The sequence below is a fragment of the Pontibacter sp. T17 genome, from assembly GCF_057219875.1.
Map to the genome: position 1 here is coordinate 196,059 of NZ_JBXVVW010000001.1, position 15,137 is coordinate 211,195.

Annotated in this window: 15 protein-coding genes and 1 pseudogene; 7 read left to right on the top strand and 9 right to left on the bottom strand. The window is 58.1% G+C overall.

The genetic code is table 11. The features are described from left to right. Positions 1-4: 4 nt before the first annotated feature. The 3 genes and pseudogenes from AC2D8O_RS00915 to AC2D8O_RS00925 form a co-directional block, all read right to left on the bottom strand. Complete coding sequence (locus tag AC2D8O_RS00915; protein ID WP_484676896.1) at positions 5-553, bottom strand: adenine phosphoribosyltransferase; 549 nt, start codon at positions 551-553, stop codon at positions 5-7. Further along, on the bottom strand, positions 550-1,296 hold the full coding sequence (locus AC2D8O_RS00920) for a ComEA family DNA-binding protein (RefSeq protein ID WP_484678258.1): 747 nt from the start codon (positions 1,294-1,296) through the stop codon (positions 550-552). The genes AC2D8O_RS00915 and AC2D8O_RS00920 overlap by 4 nt, the downstream gene beginning before the upstream one ends. Positions 1,297-1,302: 6 nt before the next feature. Further along, positions 1,303-1,590 (bottom strand): annotated as a pseudogene (locus AC2D8O_RS00925) (ComEA family DNA-binding protein); the annotation flags it as partial. Positions 1,591-1,849: 259 nt separating this feature from the next. Between AC2D8O_RS00925 and AC2D8O_RS00930 the strand changes: the two are divergent. Both AC2D8O_RS00930 and AC2D8O_RS00935 read left to right on the top strand, forming a co-directional pair. Then, entirely contained in the window at positions 1,850-3,271 is a 1,422-nt protein-coding gene (locus AC2D8O_RS00930; RefSeq protein ID WP_484676897.1) for a tetratricopeptide repeat protein, read from the top strand. Between the two features lie 80 nt (positions 3,272-3,351). Beyond that, positions 3,352-3,807, top strand: a complete 456-nt coding sequence (locus tag AC2D8O_RS00935) for a hypothetical protein (protein WP_484676898.1) — start codon at positions 3,352-3,354, stop codon at positions 3,805-3,807. Between the two features lie 53 nt (positions 3,808-3,860). Here the strand turns inward: AC2D8O_RS00935 and asnS are convergent, their stop codons facing one another. Beyond that, the gene (gene asnS / locus AC2D8O_RS00940; protein WP_484676899.1) at positions 3,861-5,246 is read right to left on the bottom strand and encodes an asparagine--tRNA ligase; all 1,386 of its coding nucleotides are present in this window, start codon (positions 5,244-5,246) and stop codon (positions 3,861-3,863) included. Between the two features lie 133 nt (positions 5,247-5,379). Between asnS and AC2D8O_RS00945 the strand changes: the two genes are divergently transcribed. Next, positions 5,380-6,393 (top strand): SPFH domain-containing protein, encoded by a 1,014-nt coding sequence (locus tag AC2D8O_RS00945; protein WP_484676900.1) that lies wholly within the window; start codon positions 5,380-5,382, stop codon positions 6,391-6,393. A 5-nt stretch (positions 6,394-6,398) separates the two neighbouring features. After that, on the top strand, positions 6,399-7,436 hold the full coding sequence (locus AC2D8O_RS00950) for a diacylglycerol kinase catalytic domain-containing protein (protein ID WP_484676901.1): 1,038 nt from the start codon (positions 6,399-6,401) through the stop codon (positions 7,434-7,436). Here AC2D8O_RS00950 and AC2D8O_RS00955 read toward each other — a convergent pair. Both AC2D8O_RS00955 and lon read right to left on the bottom strand, forming a co-directional pair. Continuing rightward, on the bottom strand, positions 7,420-8,253 hold the full coding sequence (locus AC2D8O_RS00955) for an FkbM family methyltransferase (protein WP_484676902.1): 834 nt from the start codon (positions 8,251-8,253) through the stop codon (positions 7,420-7,422). The genes AC2D8O_RS00950 and AC2D8O_RS00955 overlap by 17 nt on opposite strands. A 37-nt stretch (positions 8,254-8,290) precedes the next feature. Continuing rightward, a complete protein-coding gene (gene lon / locus AC2D8O_RS00960; protein ID WP_484676903.1) occupies positions 8,291-10,810 on the bottom strand; it encodes an endopeptidase La in 2,520 nt (839 codons plus the stop codon). 169 nt (positions 10,811-10,979) lie between these two features. Between lon and AC2D8O_RS00965 the strand changes: the two genes are divergently transcribed. Further along, positions 10,980-11,993 (top strand): quinone oxidoreductase family protein, encoded by a 1,014-nt coding sequence (locus tag AC2D8O_RS00965; RefSeq protein ID WP_484676904.1) that lies wholly within the window; start codon positions 10,980-10,982, stop codon positions 11,991-11,993. Here the strand turns inward: AC2D8O_RS00965 and AC2D8O_RS00970 are convergent. Genes AC2D8O_RS00970 through AC2D8O_RS00980 form a run of 3 tightly spaced genes read right to left on the bottom strand, consistent with a single transcriptional unit; the run spans position 11,990 to position 13,076 of the window. Further along, a complete protein-coding gene (locus AC2D8O_RS00970; RefSeq protein WP_484676905.1) occupies positions 11,990-12,421 on the bottom strand; it encodes a hypothetical protein in 432 nt (143 codons plus the stop codon). The genes AC2D8O_RS00965 and AC2D8O_RS00970 overlap by 4 nt on opposite strands. 40 nt (positions 12,422-12,461) lie before the next feature. Continuing rightward, complete coding sequence (locus AC2D8O_RS00975) at positions 12,462-12,677, bottom strand: hypothetical protein (protein ID WP_484676906.1); 216 nt, start codon at positions 12,675-12,677, stop codon at positions 12,462-12,464. 18 nt (positions 12,678-12,695) lie between these two features. After that, entirely contained in the window at positions 12,696-13,076 is a 381-nt protein-coding gene (locus tag AC2D8O_RS00980; RefSeq protein WP_484676907.1) for a tRNA-binding protein, read from the bottom strand. 69 nt (positions 13,077-13,145) lie between these two features. Between AC2D8O_RS00980 and rlmN the strand changes: the two genes are divergently transcribed. Both rlmN and AC2D8O_RS00990 read left to right on the top strand, forming a co-directional pair. Further along, entirely contained in the window at positions 13,146-14,219 is a 1,074-nt protein-coding gene (rlmN, locus tag AC2D8O_RS00985) for a dual-specificity RNA methyltransferase RlmN (RefSeq protein WP_484676908.1), read from the top strand. A gap of 42 nt (positions 14,220-14,261) precedes the next feature. Next, a complete protein-coding gene (locus tag AC2D8O_RS00990) occupies positions 14,262-15,131 on the top strand; it encodes an ATP-grasp domain-containing protein (protein ID WP_484676909.1) in 870 nt (289 codons plus the stop codon). The last annotated feature ends 6 nt before the right edge of the window (positions 15,132-15,137 follow it).

Sequence of the window (15,137 nt, forward strand, 5' to 3'; positions counted from 1 at the left end):
CAGCCTAGCTGTGGTAATGCAGCAGGCTGTGGATATGCGGGTGGCCTGGTTGCTGGCTCAGCAGGCTGTGCCCTGGCAGAAAATGCAGGTCTATCAGAAAAGCAAATCCCAGCACGTTGGCCCCCCGATCGCGGGCCAGGGTGGCTGTGGCCGCGGCCGTCCCGCCAGTTGCCAGCAGATCGTCGTGTATCAGCACGCGGTCGCCGGCAGATAGCGCATCGTTATGGATTTCCAATGTTGCCGAGCCATATTCCAGTTCGTATGACACCGCCGTTGTAGCGGGGGGTAGCTTGCCCTTCTTCCGCACAATCACAAAGCCGCAATCCAGTTCCTGTGCAATCATAGGCCCGAAGAGAAAGCCACGGCTTTCGATGCCTACAACGCGCGAAATACCCATCGCGCGAAAGGGGTCGGCCAACGAGGCCGCAGCAGCTTTCATCAATGCAGGGTCCAGCAGCAGCGGGGTGATGTCTTTGAAGTTCACTCCCGGGATAGGGAAGTTGGGCACTTCTCTTACCCGTTCGCGTAGGGTTGCCTGCAAATGTTGTGTCATGGAATACGTAGATACCCCTGCAAGATAGCAACCTGGGCTTCGGTTACTCCTACAATGCGTTTCAGGTCTGCCAGTGCCCAAAAACGCCCGTGCTGCTCACGGTACCTTACGATCCGCCGCGCCAGTGCACTGCCGATATAGGGATGCCGCCCCAATTCAGCCTCTGTGGCGGCATTCAGGTCCAGACAAGCAGCCAGTTTACCTGTTGTGTCCACCACCAGGTGGGGCGCGCACACTTGCCACAGGCTGTCATTCAGCCCCTTTACCTCGCGCAATTGCTCCAGCGACTGAAAAAAGCCAAGCCGGTTGCGATAGGCAATCAGTCGACGCGCCAGCACCGGACCTATACCTGGCAAGGCCTCCAATGCAGCGCTGTCTGCCGCGTTGATTTCTACCTGCATGGGGCCAGCCATTATGGGTCTGGAGTAGGAAGTTTCTGCCACAGGCAAATAGAACCAAGCCTTCAGGGAATCCACCTGAGATGGTGTCAGGCCGTGGGTTCTGGCCACATGCCGCCAGTCACGAAAGCCCCCACAGGCATCCCGAAACCGGATCAACTGTCGGGCCTGTCGTTCCGGCAGCACACGGGTGGCTATCACTTCCCTCACAGTTGCCTCATTCAGCGGTAAACCGCGGGACGGGGGCAACTGCGCAGGAGCCTCTACTTCAGCAGGCTTACCAGCTTCAGTGGTGTCTACTTTCAGTACGAGATAGGGCCGCAGCCTGGGCAGCAGGGTGTCCATCCCATACACACGTGCCAGACCCTCCCACGACCGAAAGCGCCCTGCCTTGTTTCTGTAGCGAACAATTCGCCCCGCCATATGGGGGCCTATGCCCGGAAGTCGCACAAAATCTGCACTGTCCGCCTCATTTACATCCAACTTTTCCACCGCCCCGATAGACTCTGGCGGGGTCAGTTTTGCTGGCGTTCTGTTTTCTTCAAGTAAGAATCTGACAACTGCTACCGCCGTCAATAACCCAACAAAAACAACAGCGCCTGTGCGCTGCATGCGGGTCAAGCGAGACGAGTGGGCCATTTAAAGGGGCCGGAAATTGCAGGTTGTCAACACGCTGTCGACACTTTTTCTTTCGGCAGCGATACACAAGTTACTACTTCTGGCGTTGTGTCCTCGCAGTTTCCAACACCGAATTATCCTCAGGCCCACTCACTTGGGTAGGCAGGAGGCTTTCACCCACAAATTTCATCTGCCTGATATATCGGGCGCTTGAAAACTGCGTTGTAGTTTTAATAGCAACCGACACGGTTATACCAGCTACCGGGGATCGGTACATACCATGGAGAATCATTTCGGCTCACACGAGGAACACCCAGGCCTGGATGCACAGCAACAGGCCCGCCAGTTTGAGCAACGCCTGCATGCCCAGGAGACGTTCTACATGGACCTGACCACCATCGATGAGGTGTACGAGTACTACCGCATGATGGACCAGCCCGAAAAGGCCCAGGCGCTGCTGGACTTTGCGACTGCTCAATACCCCTACAACGCCGACCTCTATTACAAGAAGTCGTGTCTGGCATTTGAACATGGCGAGTTCGACACAGCACTCGACCATATTCGCCGCGCACTCAACATCAGCCCTTCCGACAGCCAGTGCCTCATGCATCTGGCCCGGGTACAGGCAGCCCGCGAGCAGTTTGAGGAGGCCATGGAGACCCTCACCGACCTCCTCGAAATCACCGACCACCGCGCCGAAGTCCTGTACCAGTTGGGTCAACTGTGCCAGGGCGAGGAGAAGTACTCCGATGCCATTCGCTACTACACCCAGGCACTGGAGGCTGACCTGCTCTTTGAAGATGCCCTCTTCGAAATCGTCTTCTGCTTTGAGGAAATGGCTCGGCTGCACGACGGCATCGAGTACTGCACCCGATACATCGACAACCACCCCTACAGCAGCACTGCCTGGTACAACCTTGGCATGTTGCAGCATAAGGTAGGCCAGTTCGAGAAAGCCATTCCCAGCTTCGACTACGCCATCCTCATTCAGGACGACTTCATCTCTGCCTACTACGGCAAGGCCTCCAGCCTGATGGAGCTGAAGAAGTATGACGAGGCCGTGCAGGTGCTGCTGCAAAGCCTGCACCACGACCGCAACGATATCGCAACCCTACTGTCGCTGGGCGAGTGCTACGAAAATCTGGGCGAGTTCGCCCGTGCTCGTTTTTACTACGTCAAGTGCTCCGAGCTCTTCCCACATCTGGCCGACGCCTGGTACGGAATCGGAAGCAGCTACGAAAGTGAAAGCCGCTACCTTGAAGCCATTCACTACTACCGCAAGGCCATCGACCTGAACAAGGATTATTTCGATGCCTGGCTGGGCCTGGCCGACAGCGAATACTATCTCGGCAATGAAGTATCGGCCTTCGAAGCTCTGCGCACTGCCATTCAGCTCTTTCCTGAAGATCTGGAAATGTGGCGCAGCTGGGGCGAACGGCTGGCAGAAGACCGAGATGCCGAAAGCGCCATGACCCTGCTGGAAGAAGGTATCAGACAGAATCCTACTGCCGCCGAACTCCTCTACCAGTATGCCGCCTATGCCCTGCGTGCCGGCAAGCAGCGTGAAGCCTTTGGTTATCTGGAAAACGCCCTGGTGATGGACTACACCCGCCACCCACTGCTTTTCACTTTCTGCCCCAAAGCCGCTGAATATGCCCCGGTGCAGGCAGTGATTGATCAGTATCGCCCTGCCCAGAGCTGATTTCATAAGATTCCTTAAGCTACAGGCGTCCATTGCAACCGCAGCGGATGCCTGTTTTCTTTTGTAATAAACAGAAGCCCATGAACCTGCTGACCCATCTACTCACCTTTGCCCACAACTGGCGCCCTGCCCGCATTTTCATCATAGGCCTGCGGGTGGTGCTGGGGCTGGCGTTTGTGTACCCCTCCATCCCCAAACTCAAGGGAGAAAACTTTACGGTACTGCAACCAGGCACACATCCCATGGCCGACTTCTTCTACATGATCTATCAGATGCCCATCTGGTGGCACTCCATCGGCGTGTTCCAGATTACAGCAGGCATCCTACTCATAACACAGCGCTATGCCCACATCGGCTGCATTCTGTATTTGGGCCTGCTGGTCAACATCTTCCCCATCGTGCTGGACCTCAACATGAATGGCACCCCCTATGTCGTGGCCCTTATGATCTGCGGCATCCTCACCCTCATGCTCTGGGACTGGCACAAGTATCGCCCGCTGCTCTTTCCTCAGCCGTCGCCTTACCGCAAAGCCTGAAACACAAAACGGCCACCCATTGGGTGGCCGTTTTGTTATGCGATTGCCCGCGACTAAAACTCGCAGTTGCCGGGGGTGCGGGGGAAGGGGATAACGTCGCGGATGTTCGTCATGCCCGTAACAAACAGCACCAGACGCTCGAAGCCCATACCAAAGCCACTGTGTGGCACCGAGCCATAACGGCGCGTGTCCAGATACCACCAGTAGTTTTCCATCGGCATACCAAGTTCCTTGATGCGGGCCTCCAGTACCTCCAGATTCTCCTCCCGCTGCGAGCCCCCAATGATTTCTCCGATACCCGGGAACAGCACGTCCATCGCCCGTACGGTTTTCCCGTCTGGGTTCTGCTTCATGTAGAATGCCTTGATCTCCTTGGGGTAGTTCGTTGCAATGACAGGCTGCTGGAAGTGCTTCTCCACCAGATAGCGCTCATGCTCGCTCTGAAGGTCTATGCCCCACTTGGGCTCAAACTCAAACTTGTGGCCGCTCTTCTGCAGAATGTCAATGGCCTCGGTGTAGTCCAGGCGAATGAACGGCTTGGCCACCACTGATTCCAGCCGGGCAATCAGTTCGGCGTCGTAGGCCCCTTGCAGAAACTCCAGGTCGTCGCGGTTATGGTCCAGTGCAAATTTCACCAGGTACTGGATGAACTCCTCGGCCAGCGCCATGTTATCAGTGATGTCATAGAAAGCCATCTCCGGCTCTATCATCCAGAACTCCGCCAGGTGGCGTGTGGTGTTGCTGTTCTCGGCGCGGAAGGTCGGGCCGAAGGTGTAGATCTCGCCCAGAGCCAACGCAGCCAGTTCACCTTCCAGTTGGCCCGATACCGTCAGGTGCGCCTTCTTCTCGAAGAAGTCGCGGCTGTAATCTACGGCACCATCCTTCATTGGCACCTTATCAAGGTCCAGCGTCGTCACCTGAAACATCTCGCCACCACCTTCCGCATCACTGGCGGTAATGATGGGCGTCTGTACATAGTAAAAGCCCTTCTCATGGAAGAACTGATGTACTGCGAAAGCCAGGCTGTGCCGAATGCGCAGCACTGAACTGAAAGTGTTGGTCCGCGGGCGCAGATGCGCTATTTCACGCAGGAACTCAATCGTGTGGGCCTTCTTCTGCAGCGGAAACTGCTCGGCATCGGCAGCACCGTACAGCTCCAGTTTCTGTACCTGCAGTTCTACGGCCTGGCCTGCACCCTGGCTCTGCACCAGCGTGCCCTCTACGCGCAGTGAGGCACCCGTGGCAATCTGCTTCAGCAGGTCTTCCGACACCACATTATTGTCTATCACCAACTGCAGATTCTTTACCGTGCTGCCGTCATTCAGCTCCACGAAGCTGAACTTCTTGCCACTACGGCGGGTACGAACCCACCCCATAGCCACCACTGTGTGGCCAAAGGTCTCGCTGGCGAGCAGCGCCTTGATCTTGCTGCGTTGCATGATAGGATTTTGTGTCTTGCGGGCGCAAAGCTACGGATTCCCAGCCGGATGTAACCTGTGCACATTCCGCCAGTCTGCCTTCTTTCTTTCTGTCCTATCTTGACACACCAGAACCCTCAACTACCTGCTCCCCATGTTCGGCTTCCGCTACATCAAGTTCGACTCCAATACCTACGTCTTCCGCTACGTCAAAGGCCAGCTCATTCAAGAAGGCCGGGGTCTGTCGTTCCTCTATTTCAGCCCTACCAACAGCATCGTGGCTGTGCCCGCCGGCTCCAACGACATTCCTATCATCTTTCAGGACTCTACCCTCGATTTCCAGACTGTCACCATCCAGGGGCAGATTACCTATCGCATAGACCGGCCCAAGCTCCTCGCCGACCAGCTCGACTTTACCGTCGACCCCTCGGGCCGCTACAAGAACGACGAGACCGACAAGCTGTACCAGCGCCTCACCAACGCCGCCCAGACGGCCACTTCAGCCTTCATCAAGGGGCTGTCGCTGAAACAGGCCATCCGCAGCGCCAAGGAAACCGAAGACCGCATTCTGGCGGGCCTCACCGAGTCGCAGGCCATTTCCAGCATGGGCATCGTTCCTACCAACGTCTCCATCGTTGCCATCCGCCCCACACCCGAAATGGAACGGGCGCTGGAAGCCCAGACCCGCGAAGCCCTGCAACAGGAGGCCGACCAGGCCATCTACACCCGCCGCAACTTTGCCGTAGAGCAGGAGCGCCAGATCCGCGAAAGCGAACTGAACACCGAAATCGCCGTAGAGGAAAAGAAGCGCCAGATTGCCGAAAAACAGATGGAGGCCGAAACTCAGGCTACTGAAAACGAGCGCAAACTGCGCGAGATGCGCATGCAGGCCGATATCGCCGTGGAAGAGCAGCGCCGCCGCCTCATCGAACTCCAGACCGAGAACGAGCGCAAGGCCGCCGAAACCCGTGGCTACGTGCTCGAAACCACGCTCAAGCCCTATCGCGACCTCGACTGGAAGACCATCATGGCCCTCAACAGCAAAGGCGATGCCCGCGAACACATTGCCATCGCCTTCCGCGAGCTGGCCGAGCAGGCACCCAAAATCAGCAACCTGCAGATTACGCCCGACCTGCTGAACAACCTTGTAGGCAACCGACTCGACTGACGCCCATGGCCACTGCCATCGATACGGTCGTAATCGTCCGCAACAAAACACGGCTCGAGCAGGTGTCCGAGCGCTTTGGCACTGCCCGGCAGGCCAAGTTCTACATGGAACAGCAGGAGACACTGGCTGCCGCCAAGGCTGCGCCTGAAAAGGCCGTCGAGTTCTTCAAAGCCAAGAAAGCCGCCAAAAGCGCCCCATCGGCCTCGGCGCCTCCCTCCAGCTTCGACCGCGTGGAGAAAGAGCACGCCCGCTTCTACGATTCGTTTGAGGAAATTCAGCAACAGCTTTCCGGCCAAATCAAGGTGAAGGTGCTGGAGCGGCCCTACCTCACCAGCTATCTCTTCGGCGAAAACGAACTGGTAGTGGTAATGGGGCAGGATGGCCTGGTGGCCAACACTGCCAAATACTGCCACACCGTGCCCATTGTGGGGGTCAACCCCGCACCAGACATGTACGACGGTGTGCTGCTGCCCTTTCGCCCACGCCAGATTGCCTCGGTGGTAGAAGCCGTGCTGAAGGGCCGCTATGAAGCCCGCCAGGCTACGTTGGCCGAAGCCCGCCTCACCGATGGGCAGCGCCTGCTGGCCTTCAACGACCTGTTCATTGGCCCCAGCAGCCATATCTCGGCGCGGTACTCCATCACCTATCGTGGCCAAACCGAACCGCACTCCTCCAGTGGCATCATCGTGTCAACAGGTGCGGGCTCCACGGGCTGGCTCAGCTCGCTCTTCGCGATGGCCCGCGGCATTCAGCGCTCCTTCACCGGTGCCGAACCCGACCTCGAAGCCCCCGCCCTGCCGTGGGATACCCGTTCGCTGGCCTTTGTGGTGCGTGAGCCCTTCATCAGCCGCTCGTCCAGCGCCAATGTCGTTGCTGGTCTGATTGACGACGGCGAACAGTTGGTATTGGAGTCCAGCATGGCCAATAGCGGCGTCATCTTCTCCGATGGCATTGAAAGCGACTTCCTTCGGTTCAACACTGGCTCCATTGCCCATATCGGTATAGCGCCCGAAACGGCGCAGTTGGTCACGGCCATTCGCTGACCGGCAAGGCCAGCACATCCAGCCCGTGGCGCTCCAGCCGATAGCCCCGCATCTCCAGCCATTTGCTCAGTTCCGCCTCTGAGGTGCCCTGCCGCCGCAGCAGCGCATCGTCCATTTCAAGCCACAACCATGGCCTGTAGCGGCGCAGCGTTTCTTCCGCCCCTTTCAGCAGGGCCAGCTCGGCACCCTCAATGTCTATTTTCAGGGCATCCAGCCGCGGCAACTGCTGATACTGAAACCAGGCATCCAACGTCTGCACTTCCACCGTGTGTTGGGTACCGGGGCCTTCGCCCAGCCAACTGCTGCCGCTGTCGCGTACAGGGGGCTCGGTCAGGGTCATTTTCCCCGCTACAGCGCCCAAGGCCATCGGCAGCAGACGTACTACATATCGGGGATTCTGCAGCAGGTTCCGCTGCGCAACCCTTACCGTTTCAGGGTTGGGCTCAAAAGCCACTACCTGCCCCTCGGTTTCTACCTGCTGTGCGGCGCGCAAAGCCGTATACCCCCAGTTGGCGCCGATGTCCAGCACCACCATTCCTGGCTTCAGTAGTTTCAGGTATCCCTCATACGCCGCATATTCCGACCGCATGCCGAAGTAGGCCACCCATGGCAGGAAGCTGCTGATGTCGCCCGTCAGTGTAAGACCCTGTCTGTGAAAAGTTGTCTCCGTTGGTTGGGGCAGCCAAGCATAGCTGGGCACCATACGGCAGTACAGCCTATATGGCAGCACATGGCGCCCCACCGCCGCCAGAGGCACATACCACCCGCTGCGGCAGCGCAGCCACCGCCACAAACGCACAACAGCCGTGGGTTTCACGGCTGTTAATGTAGTGCTTTTCGCATCCTTCACAGGGTTATGCCTGCGCAGTGGGCGGCGCGCTCTGCTTCAGACTGGCTGTCAGCACGGGGCCCAGCAGGTCCAGTGGGTCTTTCACGGGCTTGGGTTCCAGCGCCAGTTTCAGCACCTCGTCCATCCGCTCCACATACACCAGCTTCACGCCGTGCAGCAGTTCGGGCTTGATCTCATCGGCGTCCTTGCGGTTGTCTTCCGACAGGATGATGGTGTGCATGCCTGCACGAATAGCCGCCAGCACTTTCTCCTGAATGCCACCCACCGGCAGCACTTTGCCGCGCAGCGTGATTTCCCCTGTCATGGCAATTCCCTGCTTCACCTTGCGCTGGCTGAAGGCACTGGCCATGGCCGTCAGCAGGGTGATGCCCGCCGAGGGGCCGTCTTTCGGCACCGCTCCTGCCGGTATGTGTATATGCACGTCCCAGTGGCCAAACACGCGTGGGTCTATGCCGTACTGCGCAGCATGGGCCTTCAGATAGATGTATGCCAGGTGCGCCGACTCCTTCATTACGTCACCCAGCTGACCTGTAAGGCCCAGCTTGCCACCACCGGTAGCCGCCTGTAACAGCGCCGTTTCGATGTACAGGATTTCGCCGCCGACGGCAGTCCACGCCAGGCCCACTGCTACGCCCGGCGTCAGCAGTTTCTGCTGCTTTTCGTTGTCAAACCGCTCGGCGCCCAGCACCTTCCGCAGAAACTCTGTGTCAAGTGCCGTGCCGCTGCGCTTTATCGTGCCCTCCACAATTCGGCGCGCCACCGCACGGCCCACCTTCGACAGCACCTGTGTCAGTCGGCGCACGCCGCTCTCACGTGTGTAGTTCTGGATGATGTACTGAATTTGCTCTACCGCCAGCTTCAACTGGGGCTTGCTCAGGCCGTGCTCTTCGCGCACTTTGGGCAGCAGATGGCGCTGCACAATCTCCGCCTTCTCTTCCAGCGAGTAGCCGTTGATCTCGATGATCTCCATCCGGTCGCGCAAGGCAGGGTGTATGGTATCGAGGCTGTTGGCCGTAGCGATGAACATCACTGTTGAGAGGTCATAGTCCAGCTCCAGGTAATGGTCGTTGAAGGCAAAGTTCTGCTCGGGGTCCAGCACCTCCAGCAGGGCCGACGAGGGGTCGCCCCGGAAGTCGTTGCCTACTTTGTCTATCTCGTCCAGCATTACCACAGGGTTGCCGCTCTTGGCCTTCTTCAAACCCTGCAGAATGCGGCCCGGCATCGAACCGATATATGTGCGGCGGTGGCCCCGGATCTCCGCTTCGTCGCGCACTCCGCCCAGCGAAATACGCACGAAGTTGCGGCCCAGTGCCCGCGCAATGCTGCGCCCCAGCGACGTCTTGCCAACACCAGGAGGCCCGTAAAAGCAAAGAATGGGCGCTTTGCCATTCTTGCGCAGCTGAAGCACCGCCAGGTATTCCAGTATGCGGTCTTTCACCTTCTCCAGGCCATAGTGGTCCTGGTCCAGTATCTTCTGTGCGTTCTTCAGCGAGAACTTGTCTTTCGTAAAGTCCTGCCAGGGTAGTTCCAGCAGCCAATCCAGGTAGTTGAGGGCAACCCCATACTCAGGGCTGGCGGGTTGGGTACGTTGCAACTTGGCCAGTTCGCGGTCAAAGGCATCCTGTGCCATCTGCGGCCACTTCTTACCAGCGGCTTTGGTGCGCAGGCGTTCTACGTCTTCCACGGCACCATCGCCCAGCTCGTCCTGAATGGCTTTGATTTGCTGGCGCAGAATGTACTCGCGCTGCTGCTTGTCCAGGTCAGTCTTCACCTTGCTCTGGATTTCCTCGCTCAGCTCCAACACCTGTAGCTCACGCGCCATGTGGGTCAGCACCTCGTGGGCCTTCTCGGTGAGCGTCTCTATCTCCAGCAACTGCTGCTTGCGGGGCAGTTCTACATTCAGGTTGCTGGCGATAAAGTGCACCAACAGCGACAGCGAGTGAATGTTCTGGACCGTGGCATTGGCCTCGCTCGGGATCTTGGGGCTCAGCTCTATGATGCGTGCGGCCTCCGTCTTCAGGTTCAGCATCAGGGCCTTCACCTCATCGGGGCCGGGATATACCTCGGGCAACAGGCTTACTTCAGCCTTGAAATAAGGTTCGGTGCTGGTAAAGGCGTTGATCTGAAAACGGCTGCGCCCCTGTATCACGATGGTCACACTGCCATCGGGCATGCGAATCTGCCGCAGAATACGGGCCACAGTACCAATCCGATGCAGATCGTCGGTGGTTGGGACCTCCAGCTCAGGGTTTCGCTGTGCTACTACACCAATCAGCTTGGCATCTGACGCATTGGCCTCCTTCACCAGTTGGATGGAGCGATCGCGGGCCACAGTAATGGGTATCACCACGCCAGGGAACAGTACTGTATTCCGCAGCGCCAGTATGGGCACCTCCACGGGCAGTACGTCCTCGGCAAACTTACGGTCGTCGTTGTCCATCAGCTCGTGCAGACTGCTGTCCTCAGGGTCTCCCTGCAACAGCAGTGTATCGCGCTGAATGGGTAAAAGCGGGAAATCTTCCATGTGCGTGCGGGGCTGTCCAACTTCTGTGCCGCCGGTCTGAACTGTGGAAATCCTGTTGACAAGCGCCCCTTAGACAGTCAACTCGCCAGCACACCTGCCACTTTGCCAGTCTCTTGAACCCATATTGTCCAACTCCCTTATCTTCGGTTCCCGACCCGAATCAACCGCCATGTCACAACATAGAGCCTTACGCCTTCATCAGCCCACCGAGCCCGTCCGCCTCTCCATCGACCTCATTGAAACCCCCGCACTTCAGCCCGGCGAGGTACGCGTGCGCATGCTGGCGGCCGCGCTCAATCACCGCGACGTATGGCAGCGCGAAGGCCTCTACCCCGGCCTGCAATATCCCGGCATCCCCGGCTCCGATGGTGTCGGCGTGGTAGAAGCCATATCCGACGAAGACACTGCCGCCTGGGAAGGCACCGAGGTCATCGTCAACCCCAACATTGGCTGGGGGCCATCGCAGGGCGTACAGCTCGCCGACTACAACATCCGCGGCATTCCCAGTGCAGGCACCTTTCAGGAATACCTGAACCTGCCAATCGACCGCATTGCCCCCAAACCTGCCCATCTCACCGTAGAACAGGCTGCTGCGCTGCCGCTGGCGGGCCTCACGGCCTTTCGCGCAGCTACCCATCACGGCCAGATCAAAGCAGGCCAGAAAGTGCTGGTAACGGGTATTGGCGGCGGGGTTGCACAGTTTGCTGCCCAGTTTGCCAAGGCCCTGGGTGCCGAGGTCTATGCCACCAGCGGCGAAGACGACAAACTCAACCGCGCACTCCGCGAACACAACCTGGCAGGCGGTGCCAACTACCGTACTGAAGGATGGGCCCAGAAGCTCAAGCAGATGTCGGGGGGCTTCGACGTCATCCTCGACAGCGCCGGCGGCCCCATGATGAACAACCTCATCGAAATCTGCCGCCCGGCTGGCCGCATCGTCTTCTGGGGCGCTACAGTAGGCAACGTACCCGAGCTGAACCTCCGACGCATCTTCTGGAACCAGATTACCCTCCAAGGCAGCACCATGGGCAGCGATGAAGATTTCGCCGCAATGGTTCACTTCGTTGACCAACACCGAATTGTGCCCAGTGTCAGCTCGGTAAGGCCTTTCGCCGAAATCATCTCGGCCTACGATGAAATGAAGGCCGCCCACCAGTTCGGCAAGCTGGTAGTGAAGTTCTAGGCCTCCGAATCTTTCTGGCGTTGCAGCCCCTCAATATCAGCCAGATCTTTCGATCTGCCTGCCAGTAGCTTATTGGCCAGCAAATCCTCCAATGGCACTACATTGACAGGGATACCTGCCATCTTTTTGACAATCTTCCGTTGCCAGGCTTGCTCGAATGTGGCACCAGCGTATCGATTGAGTATCTGAATGACAAAAGGTGGATCACCTATATCTACAAACTTCTGGGTATTGAGGAAAATATTGCTGCTTAAGGCTTCGGCAGGAATTCCATAAGCCGTACAAGCAACCACCATTCGCGCCGCGTTTTCCTCCGTCGGGGCTATCCAAATGTCAAAATCATCCGTACCGCGCAGATACCCGTGTGCGCCTACCGCATAGCCCCCAATCACCAGATATTGCACATTGGCGTTGTTCAGCGCCTGCACAAACTCAGCGAACTCCTCCGCCAATTGGTCGTTAGAGTGCCTACCACTCATAGTCGCGAAGGTGAATGACCCGTTTGATGCGAATATCCTCTGGCTTCCAGCCGGCCAACAGGGCCAGCCGCACACTCAGGGCCACCTGCTGCCGAAAACGCTCTTCGCTGCTCAGCCCTGCTGCATAGCGCACCCATCGCGCCTCCGATTCCTCCGGAGTAGTGAGCCGCACGGGCAGTTTGGACCGGTCTATGCTGCCTGACATATCCCCAAGATACGCAACTCAGTGCATGCGGCTGCCCAGAGGGGCCTCGTCGCTGTCGGGCCGCAGCAGAATGATGTCACTGGCGCCGTCTCTGCCCTGTCCTCCGTCCACACCCAGCACCAGCACTTCGCTCATGAAGTCAGCTATCTGACGGGGCGGAAAGTTCACCACCGCCAGCACGCGTCTTCCTATCAGGCTTTCAGGTGTGTACCGGGTCGTAATCTGGGCACTGGTTTTCTTTTCCCCCAGCTCCGCTCCAAAGTCTATCCACAGCTTGTAGGCAGGCTTTCGGGCCTTGGCAAACACCTCTGCACGAACAATTTGCCCCACACGAATGTCTACCTTTGCAAAGTCGTCCCACCCGATGGCAGCCGGGCGCTCTTGGTCAAATGCGGCCATAGACAAATTTATTGTCGTTTTCGCTAATGGCTTATATCAGAATTATTTTCGTCTGCGTTTAACAACACAATGCCTGCTGCTGCCTCGAAAGACCTTCGTCTTCAATCACTCGCCGATCTTCAGAATTATCTCACCACTGTAGGCGAACCCGCCTTCCGGGCCAAACAGATCTACGATTGGCTCTGGCGCAAGCCGGTGGACGGCATAGACCAGATGAGCAACCTCTCGAAGTCGCTCCGGGAAAAACTGGCAGGCGACTTTGCCTACCACCGCGTACAGATAGACGATGCCCGCCAGAGCGCTGATGGCTCTGTCAAATACGGTATGCGCCTCTGGGATGGCAACCTGGTGGAGTCCGTTCTCATCCCCACCGAAAGCCGCGTTACCGCCTGTGTATCCAGCCAGGTGGGCTGCTCCCTCACCTGCAAGTTCTGCGCCACCGGCTACATGGACCTGCGCCGCAACCTCACCAGCTACGAGATCTACGACCAGATTGAAATTCTGCGCCGCGAGTCGGAGGCCCGCTATGGCCGCCCCCTTACCAATGTAGTGTACATGGGCATGGGCGAACCCCTGCTCAACTACCGCAATGTCATGGGCAGTATCGAGCGCGCTACCAGCGAGGACGGCCTCGGTATGTCGCCCCGCCGCATCACCGTCAGCACAGCTGGTATCGCCAAGATGATCGAACGCATGGCCGATGAAGGCTTCCGCTGCGAGTTCGCCCTCTCCCTTCATGCCGCCAACGACGCCAAGCGTTCCGAAATCATGCCCATCAATGAGAGCAACAGCCTCGTTGCACTCGAAGCCGCCCTTCGTCATTTCACACAGAAAACCGGCACGCGTGTCACCTTCGAGTACATCGTCTTTGCCGGCTTCAACGACGACCTCTCCGATGCCGAAGAGCTGGCAACATTTGCGCGCAAGGTGCCCAGCAAAATCAACATCATTGAGTACAACCCCATCGCAGAAGCCAATTTCCGTTTTACCTCACAGCAGAAGCTGGCCGCATTTCAGGCACACCTCGAGCGCCGGGGCCTCATCGTAAACGTACGCCGTTCGCGAGGCCGCGATGTAGACGGCGCCTGTGGCCAGTTGGCTATCAAGGAGCGCAAAGCACAGGGCGAACAGGTTCCTTCCTGAGGCCCCAGACTGTATATCTTGCGGCCCCGATACCCCGGACTTATGCCGCACCTCGCCCTCCTCACCTGCGACCGCTTCCCCCAGGGCCATCCCAGCGACGCTCCGCTTTTTGAAGCAATGACTCAACAGGGCATATATGCCCAGGCAGTCGTATGGACTGACGCCTCTATCGATTGGAAGACATTCGACGCCATCGTCATCCGCACGCCATGGGATTACTACACCCGTCCGCTGGAATTTGCAGCTTGGCTGGCCAATATCGAGGCCATTGGCATTCCACTTTGGAACCCTATCAACCTCGTCCGCTGGAATCTGGACAAGAACTATCTGCGCCAACTGGCAGCTCAAGGTGTACCTACCGTGCCTACTTTCTGGTTCAACAAAGGCGATGATGCGGCCTCGCTGCCCACTATCCTGGCACAGAATGGCTGGAACGAAGTCGTACTGAAACCGGCAGTATCCGCTGGCGCCTGGCGCACCTATCGCTTCTCTGCCAGCAATGCCCAGGAACACATCCCCGCCCTGGCCCAAATCCTTGAGGAATGCGATGCATTGTTGCAACCCTTTATCCCGGCAGTGGTAGAAGAAGGAGAGTGGTCCATGTTCTTCTTCGGCAGCGCCGATGCCTACAGCCACAGTGTGCTCAAGACCCCGAAGGCGGGCGACTTCCGTGTACAGCCACAATACGACAGTACCGTCGCAGGCCTTGAGCCCCCAGCCGAACTTATCGCAACAGGCCGTCAGATTGTTGCTGCCATCCCCTATCAGTGGCTCTATGCCCGCGTCGACGGCGTGCGCACCCCGTCAGGCTTTCAGCTCATGGAGCTCGAAGTCATCGAACCGCACCTGTTCCTCGAGTTCAGCGAAGGCGCTGCGCAGCGCTATGTCCAGGCCCTGAAAGCCAGGTTGTAAGCGGGC